At 62.8% G+C, this 13,851-nt stretch carries 14 protein-coding genes and 1 pseudogene; 7 read left to right on the top strand and 8 right to left on the bottom strand.

The window, feature by feature from the left end; all coding sequences use genetic code 11:
- Positions 1 to 5: 5 nt before the first annotated feature.
- Positions 6 to 1,148: an efflux RND transporter periplasmic adaptor subunit gene (locus H0Z09_RS15850; protein WP_186691382.1), complete on the bottom strand. Its 1,143-nt coding sequence runs from the start codon at positions 1,146 to 1,148 to the stop codon at positions 6 to 8.
- Positions 1,149 to 1,434: 286 nt separating this feature from the next.
- Here H0Z09_RS15850 and H0Z09_RS15845 point away from each other — a divergent pair, with 286 nt between their 5' ends.
- From H0Z09_RS15845 to H0Z09_RS15830, 4 genes are all read left to right on the top strand, one after another.
- Positions 1,435 to 2,136, top strand: coding sequence for a response regulator transcription factor (locus H0Z09_RS15845; protein ID WP_186691381.1), 702 nt, complete (start codon positions 1,435 to 1,437; stop codon positions 2,134 to 2,136).
- 3 nt (positions 2,137 to 2,139) lie between these two features.
- Positions 2,140 to 3,441, top strand: coding sequence for an ATP-binding protein (locus tag H0Z09_RS15840; protein WP_186691380.1), 1,302 nt, complete (start codon positions 2,140 to 2,142; stop codon positions 3,439 to 3,441).
- Between the two features lie 58 nt (positions 3,442 to 3,499).
- Positions 3,500 to 4,270 carry a class I SAM-dependent methyltransferase gene (locus tag H0Z09_RS15835; RefSeq protein WP_186691379.1) on the top strand — a complete coding sequence of 257 codons (771 nt, stop codon included), beginning with the start codon at positions 3,500 to 3,502 and terminating at the stop codon, positions 4,268 to 4,270.
- Positions 4,271 to 4,361: 91 nt separating this feature from the next.
- A complete protein-coding gene (locus H0Z09_RS15830; protein ID WP_186691378.1) occupies positions 4,362 to 5,147 on the top strand; it encodes a sulfite exporter TauE/SafE family protein in 786 nt (261 codons plus the stop codon).
- Between the two features lie 34 nt (positions 5,148 to 5,181).
- Here H0Z09_RS15830 and H0Z09_RS15825 read toward each other — a convergent pair whose 3' ends face one another.
- A complete protein-coding gene (locus tag H0Z09_RS15825; RefSeq protein ID WP_186691377.1) occupies positions 5,182 to 6,420 on the bottom strand; it encodes an acyl-CoA dehydrogenase family protein in 1,239 nt (412 codons plus the stop codon).
- 254 nt (positions 6,421 to 6,674) lie between these two features.
- On the opposite strand from H0Z09_RS15825, the gene sfnG reads away from it, so the two are divergent.
- A complete protein-coding gene (gene sfnG / locus H0Z09_RS15820; RefSeq protein ID WP_186691376.1) occupies positions 6,675 to 7,760 on the top strand; it encodes a dimethylsulfone monooxygenase SfnG in 1,086 nt (361 codons plus the stop codon).
- 116 nt (positions 7,761 to 7,876) lie between these two features.
- Here sfnG and map read toward each other — a convergent pair whose 3' ends face one another.
- Complete coding sequence (map, locus tag H0Z09_RS15815; protein WP_186691375.1) at positions 7,877 to 8,632, bottom strand: type I methionyl aminopeptidase; 756 nt, start codon at positions 8,630 to 8,632, stop codon at positions 7,877 to 7,879.
- Positions 8,632 to 8,832 carry a ParD-like family protein gene (locus tag H0Z09_RS15810; protein ID WP_017135045.1) on the bottom strand — a complete coding sequence of 67 codons (201 nt, stop codon included), beginning with the start codon at positions 8,830 to 8,832 and terminating at the stop codon, positions 8,632 to 8,634. Before H0Z09_RS15810 ends, map begins: the two co-directional genes overlap by 1 nt.
- Positions 8,833 to 9,106: 274 nt before the next feature.
- On the opposite strand from H0Z09_RS15810, the gene ilvA reads away from it, so the two are divergent.
- Both ilvA and H0Z09_RS15800 read left to right on the top strand, forming a co-directional pair.
- Entirely contained in the window at positions 9,107 to 10,129 is a 1,023-nt protein-coding gene (gene ilvA / locus H0Z09_RS15805; protein WP_186691374.1) for a threonine ammonia-lyase, biosynthetic, read from the top strand.
- Between the two features lie 234 nt (positions 10,130 to 10,363).
- Positions 10,364 to 10,633 carry a DUF1652 domain-containing protein gene (locus H0Z09_RS15800; RefSeq protein WP_076952390.1) on the top strand — a complete coding sequence of 90 codons (270 nt, stop codon included), beginning with the start codon at positions 10,364 to 10,366 and terminating at the stop codon, positions 10,631 to 10,633.
- Here H0Z09_RS15800 and H0Z09_RS15795 read toward each other — a convergent pair.
- From H0Z09_RS15795 to xylB, 4 genes and pseudogenes are all read right to left on the bottom strand, one after another.
- Positions 10,630 to 10,884: pseudogene (locus tag H0Z09_RS15795) on the bottom strand (hypothetical protein); the annotation flags it as partial. The gene H0Z09_RS15800 and the pseudogene H0Z09_RS15795 overlap by 4 nt on opposite strands.
- Before the next feature lie 7 nt (positions 10,885 to 10,891).
- Positions 10,892 to 11,149, bottom strand: coding sequence for a DUF2790 domain-containing protein (locus H0Z09_RS15790; protein ID WP_186691373.1), 258 nt, complete (start codon positions 11,147 to 11,149; stop codon positions 10,892 to 10,894).
- A gap of 162 nt (positions 11,150 to 11,311) precedes the next feature.
- On the bottom strand, positions 11,312 to 12,247 hold the full coding sequence (locus tag H0Z09_RS15785) for a carbohydrate kinase (protein ID WP_186691372.1): 936 nt from the start codon (positions 12,245 to 12,247) through the stop codon (positions 11,312 to 11,314).
- 12 nt (positions 12,248 to 12,259) lie between these two features.
- Positions 12,260 to 13,741, bottom strand: a complete 1,482-nt coding sequence (gene xylB, locus H0Z09_RS15780; RefSeq protein ID WP_186691371.1) for a xylulokinase — start codon at positions 13,739 to 13,741, stop codon at positions 12,260 to 12,262.
- Positions 13,742 to 13,851 lie beyond the last annotated feature (110 nt).

The following is a 13,851-nucleotide window of genomic DNA, read 5'->3' as shown; positions in this document are numbered from 1 at the left end:
ACGGGCTATTCCTTTACGAGTGGGCTGGCGTCCACTTCAACTTTTTCACCGGGGCGCGCGTGTTGCAGGCCTTCGACAATGATGCGGTCACCGGGCTTGAGGCCGTGGCTGACGATCCAGCGATCGTTGATCACGGCGCCCAGTTCCACCGGCTGCTGGCTCACGGTCTGCTCGGCGTCCAGCAGCAGCACCATCGGGATACCGGCGCTGTCACGGGTGATGGCGCGTTGCGGCACGCTGATGCCTTGCTTGTCGACCGCCTGTTCCAGGCGCACCCGCACAAAACTGCCGGGCAGCAGGTCGAGGTCCGGGTTGGGGAACTCGCTGCGCAGGATCACTTGCCCGGTGCCGGGGTCGACGCTGATCTCGGCGAACAGCAACTTGCCCGGCAACGGGTAGAGGCTGCCGTCGTCTTCGATCAGCGTGGCCTTGGCCTGGTCGTGGCCGACCTGTTTCAAGCTGCCGGCGCGGAAGGCGCGGCGCAGGTCATTCAGCTCGCGGGTCGACTGGGTCAGGTCGGCGTGGATCGGGTCCAACTGCTGGATGATCGCCAATGGCGTGGCTTCGTTCTGGCCGACCAGCGCGCCCTCGGTGACCAGCGCGCGGCCGATGCGCCCGGAAATCGGCGCGGTCACGGTGGCATAGCCCAGGTTCAGCCGGGCCCGCTCGACGGCGGCCTTGTTGGCGGCGACTTCGGCGTTGGTCTGGCGCACGGCGGCGCGGGCGTTGTCGTAGTCCTGGCCGCTGATGGCGTTGCCTTCCACCAACTGGCTGTAACGCTGCTCTTGCAGGCGTGCCTGGAAGGCATTGGCCTCGGCCTTGCTGAGGTTGGCCTGGGCACTGTCGAGGTCGGCCTTGAACGGGGCCGGGTCGATACGAAACAGCACATCGCCCTGTTTCACGTCACGGCCCTCCTTGAACACCCGTTGCATCACCACGCCCGCCACCCGTGCGCGCACCTCGGCAATCCGTGGCGCGGCAATGCGCCCGCTCAGTTCACTGGTGATGGCCAGGGGTTTGGCTTCAAGGGTTTCGATGCGCACTTTGGCCAGCGGCGGCTGTGGCGCCGGCGCTGCGGAGTCGCCACATGCGCCCAGGGCAAGGGTGAGGGCCAGCAGGCAAAACGGCGCAAACGGATTCTTCGACATGCTCTTATCCCAATATTGACTGGCGCATCCTAAGGGCACCTGCGCCGTGGTGCTGTGAAGCTGTGTAGGGCGTGTGTGAAGAAATGTAAGGTGCGGCGCGCGGGACGCCGGGGGCGTATATCCTTGCACAATCCTGCAGGCAACAACGATCAAATGTGGGAGCGGGCTTGCTCGCGAAAGCGGTGGATCAGCCAACATATTCAGTGACTGACACACCGCTTTCGCGAGCAAGCCCGCTCCCACAAGGGTCTTCGCAAGCCGACAAACCGCATTATTTGGAAACGCCATGCCCAACATCCTCCTGGTCGAAGACGACGCCGCACTTTCCGAGCTGATTGCCAGCTACCTGGAACGCAATGGCTACCACGTCAGCGTGCTCAGCCGTGGCGACCAGGTCCGCGAACGCGCGCGTTTCAACCCGCCGGACCTGGTGATCCTCGACCTGATGCTGCCCGGTCTCGACGGCTTGCAGGTGTGCCGCTTGTTGCGCGCCGACTCGGCGGGCCTGCCGATCCTGATGCTCACCGCCCGCGATGACAGCCATGACCAGGTGTTGGGCCTGGAAATGGGCGCCGACGACTACGTGACCAAACCCTGCGAGCCGCGCGTGTTGCTCGCTCGTGTGCGCACCTTATTGCGCCGCAGCAGCTTGTCCGAACCCCAGGTCGCCAATGACCGCATCATCATGGGCAACCTGTGCATTGACCTGTCGGAGCGCACCGTGACCTGGCGCGAACAGGCGGTGGAACTGTCCAGCGGCGAATACAACCTGCTGGTGGTACTGGCGCGGCACGCCGGCGAAGTGCTCAGCCGCGACCAGATCCTGCAGCGCTTGCGCGGCATCGAGTTCAACGGCACCGACCGTTCGGTGGACGTGGCCATTTCCAAACTGCGCCGCAAGTTCGACGACAACGCCGGTGAAGCGCGCAAGATCAAGACCGTGTGGGGCAAGGGCTACCTGTTCAGCCGTTCCGAGTGGGAATGCTGACCCATGTTCCGCGTCCTGCTGCGTCTCTACCTGATCACCATCGTCACCTACAGTGCGGCGATCTACCTGGTGCCGACCCTGGTGATCCAGCTGTTCGAACACCGTTACATGAACTACAACATCGAGCAGACTCGCGGCCAGCAAAAGCTGATCGTCAAGCAATACCAGCGCGCGCCGGTGGAACGCTGGTCGCAGGTGACCGAGCAACTGGGCCGCGACTTCGCGCCACTGAAAGTCCAGTTGCTGCTGCGCCAGGACGCCCGCTACACGCCGGCCGAAGAACAACTGCTGGAACAGGGCAAGTCGGTGGTGCGCCTGGGCGAATGGGGCTGGATGGAACAGATCAGCTCGCCGATCAACGATCAATTCGTGGTCAAGCTGACGATCCCGCCCGATCCGCTGGACATGAACGTGCTGTATTGGGCGATCAACGTGCTGATCATTGCTGCGCTGCTGGCTTGCCTGCTGGTATGGCTGCGCCCGCACTGGCGTGATCTGGAACGCCTGAAAAGCACCGCCGGGCAACTGGGCCAGGGCAATATGGCTGAGCGCACGGGTATTGCGGCCAGTTCCAGCATCGGCAGCCTGGCCTCGGTGTTCGATACCATGGCCGACGATATCGAGCACCTGCTCAACCAGCAGCGCGACTTGCTTAACGCCGTGTCCCATGAACTGCGTACGCCGCTCACGCGCCTGGACTTCGGCCTGGCCCTGGCGCTGTCCGAAGATTTGCCCCAGGCCAGCCGCGAACGCCTGCAAAGCCTGGTGGCGCATATACGCGAGCTCGACGAACTGGTGCTGGAACTGCTGTCCTACAGCCGCCTGCAAAACCCGGCGCAACTGCCGGAGCGGGTGAGCGTCGTGCTCGACGAATTTATCGACAGTGTGCTCGGCAGCGTCGACGACGAACTGGAAAACCCCGAGATCGTCATCGATGTGGCGCTTGACTGCGCCGTGGAGCGCTTCAACCTCGACCCGCGTCTCACCGCCCGTGCCTTGCAGAACCTGCTGCGCAATGCCACGCGCTACTGCGACAAACGCATTCAGGTCGGCGTGAAGGTCTGCCCCAAGGGCTGCGATATCTGGGTCGACGACGACGGTATCGGCATTCCGGCGGATCAGCGCGAACGCATCTTCGAACCGTTCTACCGCCTCGACCGCAGCCGTGACCGCGCGACCGGCGGTTTCGGCCTGGGCCTGGCCATCAGCCGGCGCGCCCTGCAGGCCCAGGGCGGCACCTTGACGGCATTGGCGTCGCCGCTGGGCGGCGCGCGGTTTCGGATGTGGTTGCCCAACGTCGATTAGAAAACCCGAAGGGGAAGGCGCACACTGTGCCCCCGCTTTATCCGAGGAGAGATTGGCAATGACTGGTGTTCACGCGTCTGCTCAACAAGGTTTCTCCACCCAGGCGGTCACTTATGCCCAGGGCCGACCCAATTACCCCAGGCAACTCACCGGCTGGCTCACCGAAACCCTGCGGATTGACGCACAGTCGACGGTGATCGACCTGGGCGCCGGCACCGGCAAATTCACGCGCTTGCTCAGCACCTTGGCGCCGACGCTGATTGCCGTCGAACCGGTGGCGGCGATGGTCGCGCAGTTGACCAGGCTGCTACCGGGCGTGCGCCTGGTGAACGGCACGGCCGAATCCATCCCGCTGGCGTCCGCCAGCGCCGATGCGGTGGTTTGTGCCCAGGCGTTCCACTGGTTCTCCACCCAGGCCGCACTGGCGGAAATTCATCGCGTGCTCAAGCCCGGCGGGCGGCTGGGACTGGTGTGGAATGTGCGAGACGAAACGGTGGGCTGGGTGGCGGCAATCACAGAAATCATTACCCCGTACGAAGGCGATACCCCGCGCTTTCATACCGGGCGTTGGCGCGAAGCCTTCACGGGCGTGCATTTTTCCGATCCTGAACTCACCCGTTTTCCGTACAGCCATGTCGGCAGTCCTCAGGAGGTGATCATGGATCGCTTTTTGTCGGTGAGCTTTATCGCGGCGCTTCCAGCAGCAGAAAAGGCTACCGTTACCGCGCAATTGCGCGCTTTGATCCAGACCCATCCCGACTTGCGCGGACGGGACACCGTCGCCTTTCCCTATCAGACCCAAGCCTATGTCTGCCAGCGACTGAGCTAAATGGCATAAAGTCAGATCATATTGATATAAGTCGTTATAAGAAAAATCGCTATCCTGCGGCCAGAAATTTATAAGGCCGCAGGTAGTTGTAATGGATGTGGGTAATATTGGTTTCGTGGTTGCCGGCCTGATCGTAGGTTTTATCGTGGGCATGACGGGCGTGGGTGGGGGCTCCTTGATGACCCCGATCCTGCTGTGGTTCGGCATCAACCCGGCCACGGCCGTGGGCACCGACCTGTTGTACGCCGCCATCACCAAATCCGGTGGGGTGCTGGTGCACAGCAAGAACAGGAACATCGACTGGGGCATCACCGGCTGGCTGACCCTGGGCAGCGTGCCGGCGGTGCTGCTGACCCTGTGGTTCCTGGCCAGCCTGCACACCGACCCCAGCGCGATGAACGCGGTGATCAAGCAGGCCCTTGGCGTGGTGTTGCTGTTGACGGCGCTGGCGATCCTGTTCAAGAAAAGCCTGTTGGCCTTCGCCCAGCGCCATGCCGGCGATGGCTACCACATGAACCCGCGCAACCTGAATGCCCTGACCGTCGTCACCGGCGCAGTGCTGGGCACCATGGTCGCCCTGACCTCCATTGGCGCCGGCGCACTCGGCACGGTCGCGCTGTTTATCCTTTACCCGTTCCTGGCCACGCGCCGTCTGGTCGGCACCGAAATCGCCCATGCCGTGCCCCTGACCCTGGTGGCGGGCCTGGGCCACGCCGGCATGGGCAATATGGACTGGCATCTGCTGGGCTTTCTGTTGATGGGGTCTTTGCCGGGCATCTACATAGGCAGCCACATGACCGGCAAAGTCCCGGACGGCGTGCTGCGCCCGTGTTTGGCGGTCATGCTCATGGGCATCGGCTATAAACTTGCTTTTTGAGCAAGCCAGCTCCCACAGGTGAACATACTTAGCTTCAGACCCTCGCCGGCCCATTCCCGATCTGCCACACAAACGGCGGCTCGGCCCCATTGATCACCCAGTCCCCGACAATGCGCGCCTTGTAGATCACCGGATTGTGCGACGACACCGTCCGCGCATTGCGCCAATGCCGGTCGAGGGCCTTGCCCTGGCGCACATCCGAAGCCCCGAGCGCATTGAACAATTGGCTGGTGGCGCGCTGGATCAGTTCCGACACCACCACCTGAGCGGTGGCCGATTCAATCTCGGCCGCCACATTGGCTTCTCGCTCCACCGCGTCATCCCCGCCAAAGCGCGCCACATACGCCCGTTGCGCCGGCAGCGTCGCTTTGAGCGCGCTGGCCTCGGCGGCATAGACCAGGGCGGCCACTTCGCCCGCCACCTGTTGAACCTGCGCGTCCTGGCTGACGTGGGACGCGTTGCCATGGCTGTAGATGCGCTTGCGGCTGCGCACTTGATGCGCCACGTCGCGCAGTGCGGCGCGGCCGATACCGGCCAAAGTGGCGAGCAGCACCAGTTGGTAGAACGCGGTCTGGTATTTGAAGCGGCTGGCGAAGTCGATGACATTTTCGGCCTCCACCCGCGCATCGGTAAAGCGCGAGGTGCCGCTGCCGGTGGTGCGCTGGCCAAAGCCGTCCCAGTCGTCGCTGTGGACCACGCCAGGTTGGCGCGCACGGGTGGCCGCGATCACGTCTGCGCCGGTGTCGCTGCGCTGGGCGTACACGTCGATCCAGTCGGCGAAAATACTGCCGGTGCTGTAGTACTTTTCACCATTGAGCGCCCAATTGTCGCCGTCGGGGCTGACCTGAGTAACCACATCGCCAATCGCCACGCTGCCGATCTCGGTCCAGGCGCAGCCGACGATATCGCCGTCCACGAACCGTTTGAACCACAGGTCGCGGCCGGCGCCGGGCGGCGCGTTCAAGCGGTCTTCGGCAAAGGCAAAATGCCCGCGCAGGGCCTGGGGTACGTTCGAGTCGGCTTCGGCCAGTTCGATCAGCAGTTCGAACAACTGCGGCAGGGAAGCGCCGCCTCCGCCGTATTCCACCGGCACCCGCACCGCGCCAAAGCCGGCCTCCTTGAGCCATTGGATAGGCTCGTGGGGCAGGGTGCGGGTGTGCTCGCGCGCCACGGCGCCGTCGGCGATGCGCTGGAAGATCGGCCGGAAGCGCGCGGCCAGTTTGGGGTAGTCGACGCCGATGGACAGCGGGTTGATGACGTGATGTTCGGTCATGGGCAAGGTTCCTGGGCAGTGATCATGCAGAGGGTGATTGCACAGTCCGTGCCGGGTCCTGGTGCCCGTATTTGCTGGGCAACGCAATGCGCTACTGTTGCGCTGGCAACAGCTGATCGACAAACCCGCACGATCCGCAACAGTCACGCCGGCACTTGGTTTTCAGCGCGGCGCCCCTGGCCTGGGCATTTGCCCGGCCTGGCACGCTTGCTGCTCAAGGCCTGGGTACATCCCTTTGTGCGAGGTACCGTTCGATGAGTCAGCAAGCTGTGAAATTTGCCTATTGGGTGCCCAATGTCAGCGGTGGGTTGGTGGTCAGCAAGATCGAGCAACGCACCGACTGGGGCATCGACTACAACCGCAAGCTGGCGCAACTGGCGGAGGCCGCCGGCTTCGAGTACGGCCTGACCCAGATCCGCTTTACCGCCGGCTACGGCGCCGAGAACCAGCATGAGTCCGTGGCGTTCAGCCACGCCCTGCTGGCCGCGACCACCCGGCTCAAGGTGATCGCCGCGATCCTGCCCGGCCCGTGGCAACCGGCGCTGGCGGCCAAGCAACTGGCGACCATCGACCAGCTCACCAACGGCCGTATCGCGGTGAATATCGTCAGCGGTTGGTTCAAGGGCGAGTTCCAGGCCATTGGCGAACACTGGCTGGAGCATGATGAGCGCTATCGGCGTTCCGAAGAGTTCATTCGCGCCCTCAAAGGCATCTGGACCCAGGACGACTTTACCTTCAAGGGCGACTTCTACCGCTTCAACAACTACACCCTCAAGCCCAAGCCTGTCGGCCAGCCGGAAGTATTCCAGGGCGGCAGTTCGCGGGCCGCGCGGGACATGGCCGCGCGGGTCTCGGACTGGTACTTCACCAACGGCAACACGCCGCAAGGCATCAAAGCGCAGGTGGACGACATTCGCGCCAAGGCAGCGGCGAACAATCATTCGGTCAAGGTCGGCGTCAATGCTTTCATCATCGCCCGCGACACGGAGGCAGAAGCCCGCGCCGTGCTGGCGGAGATCATCGACAAGGCCGACCCGGAAGCGGTGAATGCATTTGGTGACGCGGCCAAACAGGCCGGCAAGGCTTCGCCTGAAGGCGAGGGCAACTGGGCCAAGTCGAGTTTCGAAGACCTGGTGCAGTACAACGATGGTTTCAAGACCAACCTGATTGGTACGCCCCAGCAGATCGCCGAACGCATCGTCGCGCTCAAGGCGGTGGGGGTGGACCTGGTGCTGGCGGGTTTCCTGCACTTCCAGGAGGAAGTCGAGTACTTCGGCAAGCGGGTGTTGCCGTTGGTGCGGGAGTTGGAGGCCAAGGCCCAGGTCAAACAGGTCGCCTGACGCAGATCAAAATGTGGGAGCGGGCTTGCTCGCGAAGGCGGTGGGTCAGTCTATGAATTTTTGACTGAAAGACCGCATTCGCGAGCAAGCCCGCTCCCACATTGAACCTGCGCTGCTCAGGAGACGGTTTGCAACGTCAGCACTTCAAAGCCCTCCGCGGTCACCGCCACGGTGTGCTCCCACTGCGCCGACAGGCTGTTGTCCTTGGTCACCACGGTCCAGCCATCCTTCAGGCTGCGCACCTTGGAGCTGCCCTGGTTGAGCATTGGCTCGATGGTGAACACCATGCCTTCGCGCAGTTCCAGCCCGGTGCCGGGGCGGCCGACGTGCAGCACTTGCGGTTCTTCATGCATTTGCCGGCCAATGCCATGGCCGCAGTACTCGCGCACCACGCTGTAGCCGTTGGCTTGCGCATGGCTTTGGATCGCATGGCCGATATCGCCCAGGCGGGCGCCGGGCTTGACCTGGCGGATGCCGGCCCACATCGCTTCGAAGGTCATCTCGACCAGGCGCCGGGCTTTGGGGGCGACGGTGCCGATCATGTACATTTTGCTGGAATCGGCAATGAAGCCGCCTTTTTCCAGGGTGATGTCGATATTCACGATGTCGCCGTCCCTGAGCATCTCCTTGGCGCTGGGCATGCCATGGCACACCACCTCGTTGATCGAAGTGTTGATGGAGAAAGGGTAGTCATACTGGCCCAGGCTCGCCGGACGGGCCTTGAGGTCGTCGCGGATGTAGGCTTCGACGGCGGCGTCCAGCTCCAGGGTGGAGCGGCCGGCGCCGACAAAACCGTCGAGCATGTCGAAGACCTTGGCCAGCAGGCGCCCGGATTCGCGCATCACGGCAAGTTGTGCGGCGGTCTTGATCATCAACCGCGCCCCCGGATCAGGTCGGGCTTGTCCAGCAACAGCTTGTTGATCAGCTCGTTGTAGGGCAGGTGAGGATTGAGTTCGGCGAGCAGGCCGATCTTGATCCAGAACTCGGCCTGGGCGTTGATGGAGCGGTCCATCGCGGCGCTGGCCAGGCGCAGTTGTTCGTGCAGTTGGTCGGTGATCTTGACGATGCCCATACTGTTCACTGTGCGGTTTGAATATACAAAGCGTATATGTTTCGTATGTTCGTCGTAAAGCCCCAGCCGCTAAATGGCATTCGATCATTGACTCGGCCGGCCGCCGCCGGTTAGTTTCGCGGCATGACCTCTCAAACCTTGCGCAGCCAGCAGAGCATTATTACCGCCATTCCTCACTTGGCGGGATAGCACACGGCTGCACCCAAACCCGCCCTGGAGGCGGGTTTTGTTTTTTCCGTCTTCCGGGTTTTCGCCAAAAAGCCAGGAGACACCCATGAGCACCTGTACCGCGCCCCACCTCGCCGACCCTGGGCTGCTTGAACGGTATGTGAAACAAATCCTCGCCGCCCCGGTGTACGACCTGGCGGTGCGCACGCCCTTGCAGGCTGCCCCCGCCTTGTCGGCGTTACTGGGCAACCAGGTGCTGCTCAAGCGCGAAGACCTGCAGCCGACGTTCTCCTTCAAAATCCGTGGCGCCTACAACAAGCTGGTGCAGTTGAGCGACGCGCAAAAGGCGCGGGGAGTGGTCACCGCGTCGGCGGGCAATCATGCCCAGGGTGTGGCGCTGGCGGCGCGGGAGCTGGGGATCCGCGCGCGAATCGTCATGCCCGGCACCACGCCGGAATTGAAGGTATTGGGCGTACGTTCCCGTGGTGCTGAAGCGGTGCTGCACGGAGAGAGTTTTCCGTTCGCCCTGGCCCACGCGCTGCAATTGGCCGAGTCGTCGGGGTGCACCTTCGTCTCGCCCTTCGACGACCCGCAGGTGATCGCCGGCCAAGGCACCGTCGCCATGGAAATCCTGCGCCAGCAGCAGGGCCCGCTGGACGCGATCTTCGTGCCGGTGGGCGGAGGTGGCCTGATCGCCGGCGTGGCCGCGTACGTCAAATACCTGCGGCCCGAGGTGCGCATCATCGGCGTCGAACCGCAAGGTTCCAGTTGCCTGCTGGCGGCGCTGCGGGCCGGTGAACGGGTGGTGCTGCCCAGCGTCGACGGGTTTGCCGACGGCACGGCGGTGGCGCAAGTCGGCGCCTACGGGTTTGAGATCTGCCGGGACTGGGTGGATGAGGTGATCACCGTCAGCAATGACGAACTGTGCAGCGCCATCAAGCTAATTTATGACGATACACGCTCCATCACCGAGCCTTCCGGCGCATTGGCGGTGGCGGGTATCTGCAAGTACGTGGCCAGTCACAGTCTGCTCGGGCAGACCCTGGTGGCGATCAATTCCGGGGCGAATATCAACTTTGATAGTTTGCGATATGTTGCAGAACGCGTGGCTGCGCAATGTGTCGTTTAATTCGAAGTCCAGGGTTAAACGTTTAATCGCAGCTGTTCGACGATGATTAAACCTACGCTGTTTAACTTATATAACCCAGCGCGCGGCTTATGAGGAAAAGTTACTACAAGGTCCGGTTTTGCCGAGTAGGCTTGGGTGTTGTAAGCGTCTGCCAGGGTTGGCAAGGCGCGGCGGGCGAGCACTCGCCATAATCACAACAATCTGTTGGCAGTCTCAATAAAGGAGAGGTTGACCATGCTTTCGGAACTGGAACTACGCAGTATTATTGAAGGAAGTTTCCTGCCCAAACGGTGCGAATGCACCAAAGCCGAAGATGCTTCGCTGACGATCAAGGTCTACGACGACCGCGACCGTGACCGTGTGGATTTGGAAGTCAAAGGCATCAACGCGGACAAACTCGACAGCAGTCGAGCCATTTGCAACCTGATTACCGGGTTGCGTGAAGACCTCAAGCAGGCCCATGTACCCACCCTGAAAAGAGCGGGAGGGCGAGGCTTCTACTAGATAGACGCCTGGGTTTGAGTGACCGAAGACCTGTGGGCCTGGATGAACGCCAGGCCCAATACGGTTTCCGTTGCCATCGCCAGCAGAATGCCGGGCCCGGCATTGCCGTTTATCCATTCACCGAACCCCAATACCGCCAATATCAGGCATCCGACGATGAAACCCCCAGTCATGGCGCGTCGGGTAGCGGACGGCGGCGCATGGCGTGCGCGATAGAACATCACGCCAATGGCCAGCAACAGCGCGGCGTTGGACGGTTCAGTTCTGGAACAGGCAAGCCTCGGATAACTTTTTATAGCTGACCTGTTGCACCTCACCGGCCTTGTCCACGAATTTGATCTGGGCCTCGATGACTTTGCAGTCTCGGGTCTGGGGTTCGGTCATGGAAATCACCTTCTGGATGTCCATGGGCATGCCGTAGTGGTACGGCACGGGCTTTGTTTCAGCCTGCGCCGTTACCGCTGCAGTAGTGAACGCCAGAGTGCAGCCGAGCAGGAGTACGCGGTGCGGATTCATGAGGATTCTCCGTCAGTGGTCCGGTTCATCGACGTGATGAACCGGTGGCCGCACCTTCAGCCGATGGCTAAAGAAATGCGGTCGAGCCCACTGTCACCTCCTCACCTTAACTATTGATTAAATAGAGGTTTCTGGGAAATTTCCTACATGCTTGCAAGACCATCAGAGCTGCTGGCGGTACGGCAGGTCAGGCCCGGTCTTGGTGCAGGTCAAGGCAGCCGCGCGAATCGCAAAGCCGAGCATGGCGTCGATCTGCTCGCGGGTGAGCTGTTGCAGGCCCTTTACCGAATCCAATTGTTGTTCGGTCAGCCAGGCAATCAGCGCGGCCTGGAAGGTGTCCCCGGCGCCGACTGTGTCGGCCATCACCACCTCGACTGCCGGTGCGGACCAGTTGCCATGTTGGCGGCTGAATACGCTGGCGCCATCGCCGCCACGGGTCAGGAACACCAGTTGGCAGCGGTGTTGCAGCCAACCCTGCAGCACGCTTTCCGGCGACTGGTCGGGGTAGAGCAGGTGCAGGTCTTCATCGCTGACCTTGATCAGGTCGGCATGCTTGACCAGCTCGGCGACGCGGTCACGCCACAGCTGGATATCCGGCTGCGGGTTGAGCCGCACGTTGGGGTCGAGGCTGATCAGGCGCTTGCCGCTTTCGCGCTTGACCAGGCTCAGCAGGGTGTCGCCAATCGGCTGCACCACCAGGGAAAACGAGCCGACATGCAGGCCACGAATGTCATCGCCCAGCGCGGGCAGATGGGCAGTCTCCAAAAGTCGATCGGCACAGCCTTCGCCGCGAAAGTTGTACTGCGGCGAACCATCAGCGCCCACCGCGACCATCGACAAGGTGGTCGGTGCGGCGAATTCCACCAGGAACCGCTCGCTGACGCCTTCATCCTTGAGCACCTGCAACAATCGGCGGCCCAGGAAATCGGTGGACACGCCACCCAGCAGCGCGGCCTCGATGCCCAGGCGGCGCAACCCTACGGCGACATTGAACGGCGAACCGCCGGCAATCGCCTTGTAATTCACCCTGGAAGCCTGCCCGCTGGCGTCTTCCTCGCTGAAAAAATCGAACAGCGCTTCACCACACACCAGATACATAGTCGTTCGCTCTTAAAGGGTTGCCACTAACTGTTGATAGCGCTCGTAAGCCTGCTGATAAGCGCTGACGCTGGTCGCCACCGGCAGGGTACGGCTGGCCGGGTCGACGCTCACGCATTTGTCGCACAGGCTGGCCAGGCTTTCGCCGGACTGGCACCACGCCGCCTGGATCGCCGCGCCCAGGGCGGCGGCTTCGCTTTGTTCGGTGCAGATCACTTCGGTGTTCATGATATCGGCGACCATCTGCCGCCACACCGGGCTTTTCGAGCCGCCGCCGATCAAGCGGATGCTGTGGCTTTGCAGGCCGGTCTGGCGCAGCAGGTCCAGGCCATAACGCAGGCCGAAGGTGGTGCCCTCGACCACCGCGCGGCACAGGTTGGCGCGGGTCAGGTTGGTCATGGTCAGGCCGTGCAGGCTGCCGGTGGCGTGGGGCAGGGCGGGCACCCGTTCGCCGTTGAGGAACGGCAGCATGCTCACGCCGTCGGCCCCGATGGGCGCCTGCTCGACCAACGCGTTGAAGCCGGCTAGGTCGAGCTCGAACAGCTCGCGGATCACCCCGGTGGCGTTGGTCAGGTTCATGGTGCAGATCAACGGCAACCAACCGCCGCTCGACGAGCAGAAGGTCGCGACCGACGCCTGTGGGCTCACACTGGGCTGGTCGGCGAAGGCATACACGGTGCCCGACGAGCCCAGGCTCATGGTGATCACGCCTGGGGCGATGTTACCGGTGCCGATGGCGCCCATCATGTTGTCGCCACCGCCACTGGAGACGATGGCCTTGGGGTTGATGCCCAGGCGCTCGGCGATGGCCGGCAGGACGGTGCCGACGGCCTGATCGGCCTCGATCAATGGCGGCAAGGCCTGTTCCAGGCGACCGCTCGGATCGATGTGCCGCAGCAGTGCCACATCCCATTGGCGGCTGCGCACGTTGAAATAGCCGGTGCCCGACGCATCGCCGTATTCCGCGACCGCACGGCCGGTAAGCCAGTAGTTGAGGTAGTCGTGGGGCAGCAGGATATGCGCGATGCGCGCGAAAATCTCAGGGTGCTGCTCGCGGGTCCAGAGCAGCTTTGACACGGTATAGCCCGGTGCAATCGCCACGCCGAGGCGTTCCAGGGAGCCGGTCTCGCCGCCCAGGTGGTGAAGCAGGCGGTCGTTTTCCGGCGTCGTCTCGGTGTCGCACCACAGTTTGGCCGGGCGCAATACCTGGCCCTGGTCATCGAGCAGCACCAAACCATGTTGCTGGCCGGAAACGCCGATGCCGAGGATGTCCTGGCCATCCACGCCGGCCTGTTGCAGGGCGCGGTGGGAAGCTTGGGTAAACGCGTCAAGCCATTCCTGGGTGTGCTGCTCGCGACGGCCATTGGCGCCGCTGATCAGGGTGTGCGCCGCGGCGCCCAGGCCCAGCACCTTGCCGCTGGAGGCGTCGAGGACGATGGCCTTGGTGCCTTGGGTGCCGCAGTCGATGCCGAGGAACAGGTTTTGCTGGGTCATTATACGGTGCTCAGCAGTATTGTTATTGGAGTGTGAACCCTATCAAACTGTGGGAGCGGGCTTGCTCGCGAATGCGGTGGGCCAGTCAATATATCCTTCTCTGACACACC

The organism is Pseudomonas sp. SWRI18, assembly GCF_014268345.1.
Lineage (GTDB): Bacteria > Pseudomonadota > Gammaproteobacteria > Pseudomonadales > Pseudomonadaceae > Aquipseudomonas > Aquipseudomonas cedrina.
Note: the sequence above shows the minus strand (reverse complement) of the source record. Positions and strands in the feature narration are given on the sequence as shown.

Bases quoted from the DNA above. Each gene is read 5' to 3' on its own strand.
- H0Z09_RS15850 (WP_186691382.1), bottom strand. From the start codon at position 1,148: ATGTCGAAGAATCCGTTTGCGCCGTTTTGCCTGCTGGCCCTCACCCTT.
- H0Z09_RS15845 (WP_186691381.1), top strand. From the start codon at position 1,435: ATGCCCAACATCCTCCTGGTCGAAGACGACGCCGCACTTTCCGAGCTG.
- H0Z09_RS15840 (WP_186691380.1), top strand. From the start codon at position 2,140: ATGTTCCGCGTCCTGCTGCGTCTCTACCTGATCACCATCGTCACCTAC.
- H0Z09_RS15835 (WP_186691379.1), top strand. From the start codon at position 3,500: ATGACTGGTGTTCACGCGTCTGCTCAACAAGGTTTCTCCACCCAGGCG.
- H0Z09_RS15830 (WP_186691378.1), top strand. From the start codon at position 4,362: ATGGATGTGGGTAATATTGGTTTCGTGGTTGCCGGCCTGATCGTAGGT.
- H0Z09_RS15825 (WP_186691377.1), bottom strand. From the start codon at position 6,420: ATGACCGAACATCACGTCATCAACCCGCTGTCCATCGGCGTCGACTAC.
- sfnG (WP_186691376.1), top strand. From the start codon at position 6,675: ATGAGTCAGCAAGCTGTGAAATTTGCCTATTGGGTGCCCAATGTCAGC.
- map (WP_186691375.1), bottom strand. From the start codon at position 8,632: ATGATCAAGACCGCCGCACAACTTGCCGTGATGCGCGAATCCGGGCGC.
- H0Z09_RS15810 (WP_017135045.1), bottom strand. From the start codon at position 8,832: ATGGGCATCGTCAAGATCACCGACCAACTGCACGAACAACTGCGCCTG.
- ilvA (WP_186691374.1), top strand. From the start codon at position 9,107: ATGAGCACCTGTACCGCGCCCCACCTCGCCGACCCTGGGCTGCTTGAA.
- H0Z09_RS15800 (WP_076952390.1), top strand. From the start codon at position 10,364: ATGCTTTCGGAACTGGAACTACGCAGTATTATTGAAGGAAGTTTCCTG.
- H0Z09_RS15790 (WP_186691373.1), bottom strand. From the start codon at position 11,149: ATGAATCCGCACCGCGTACTCCTGCTCGGCTGCACTCTGGCGTTCACT.
- H0Z09_RS15785 (WP_186691372.1), bottom strand. From the start codon at position 12,247: ATGTATCTGGTGTGTGGTGAAGCGCTGTTCGATTTTTTCAGCGAGGAA.
- xylB (WP_186691371.1), bottom strand. From the start codon at position 13,741: ATGACCCAGCAAAACCTGTTCCTCGGCATCGACTGCGGCACCCAAGGC.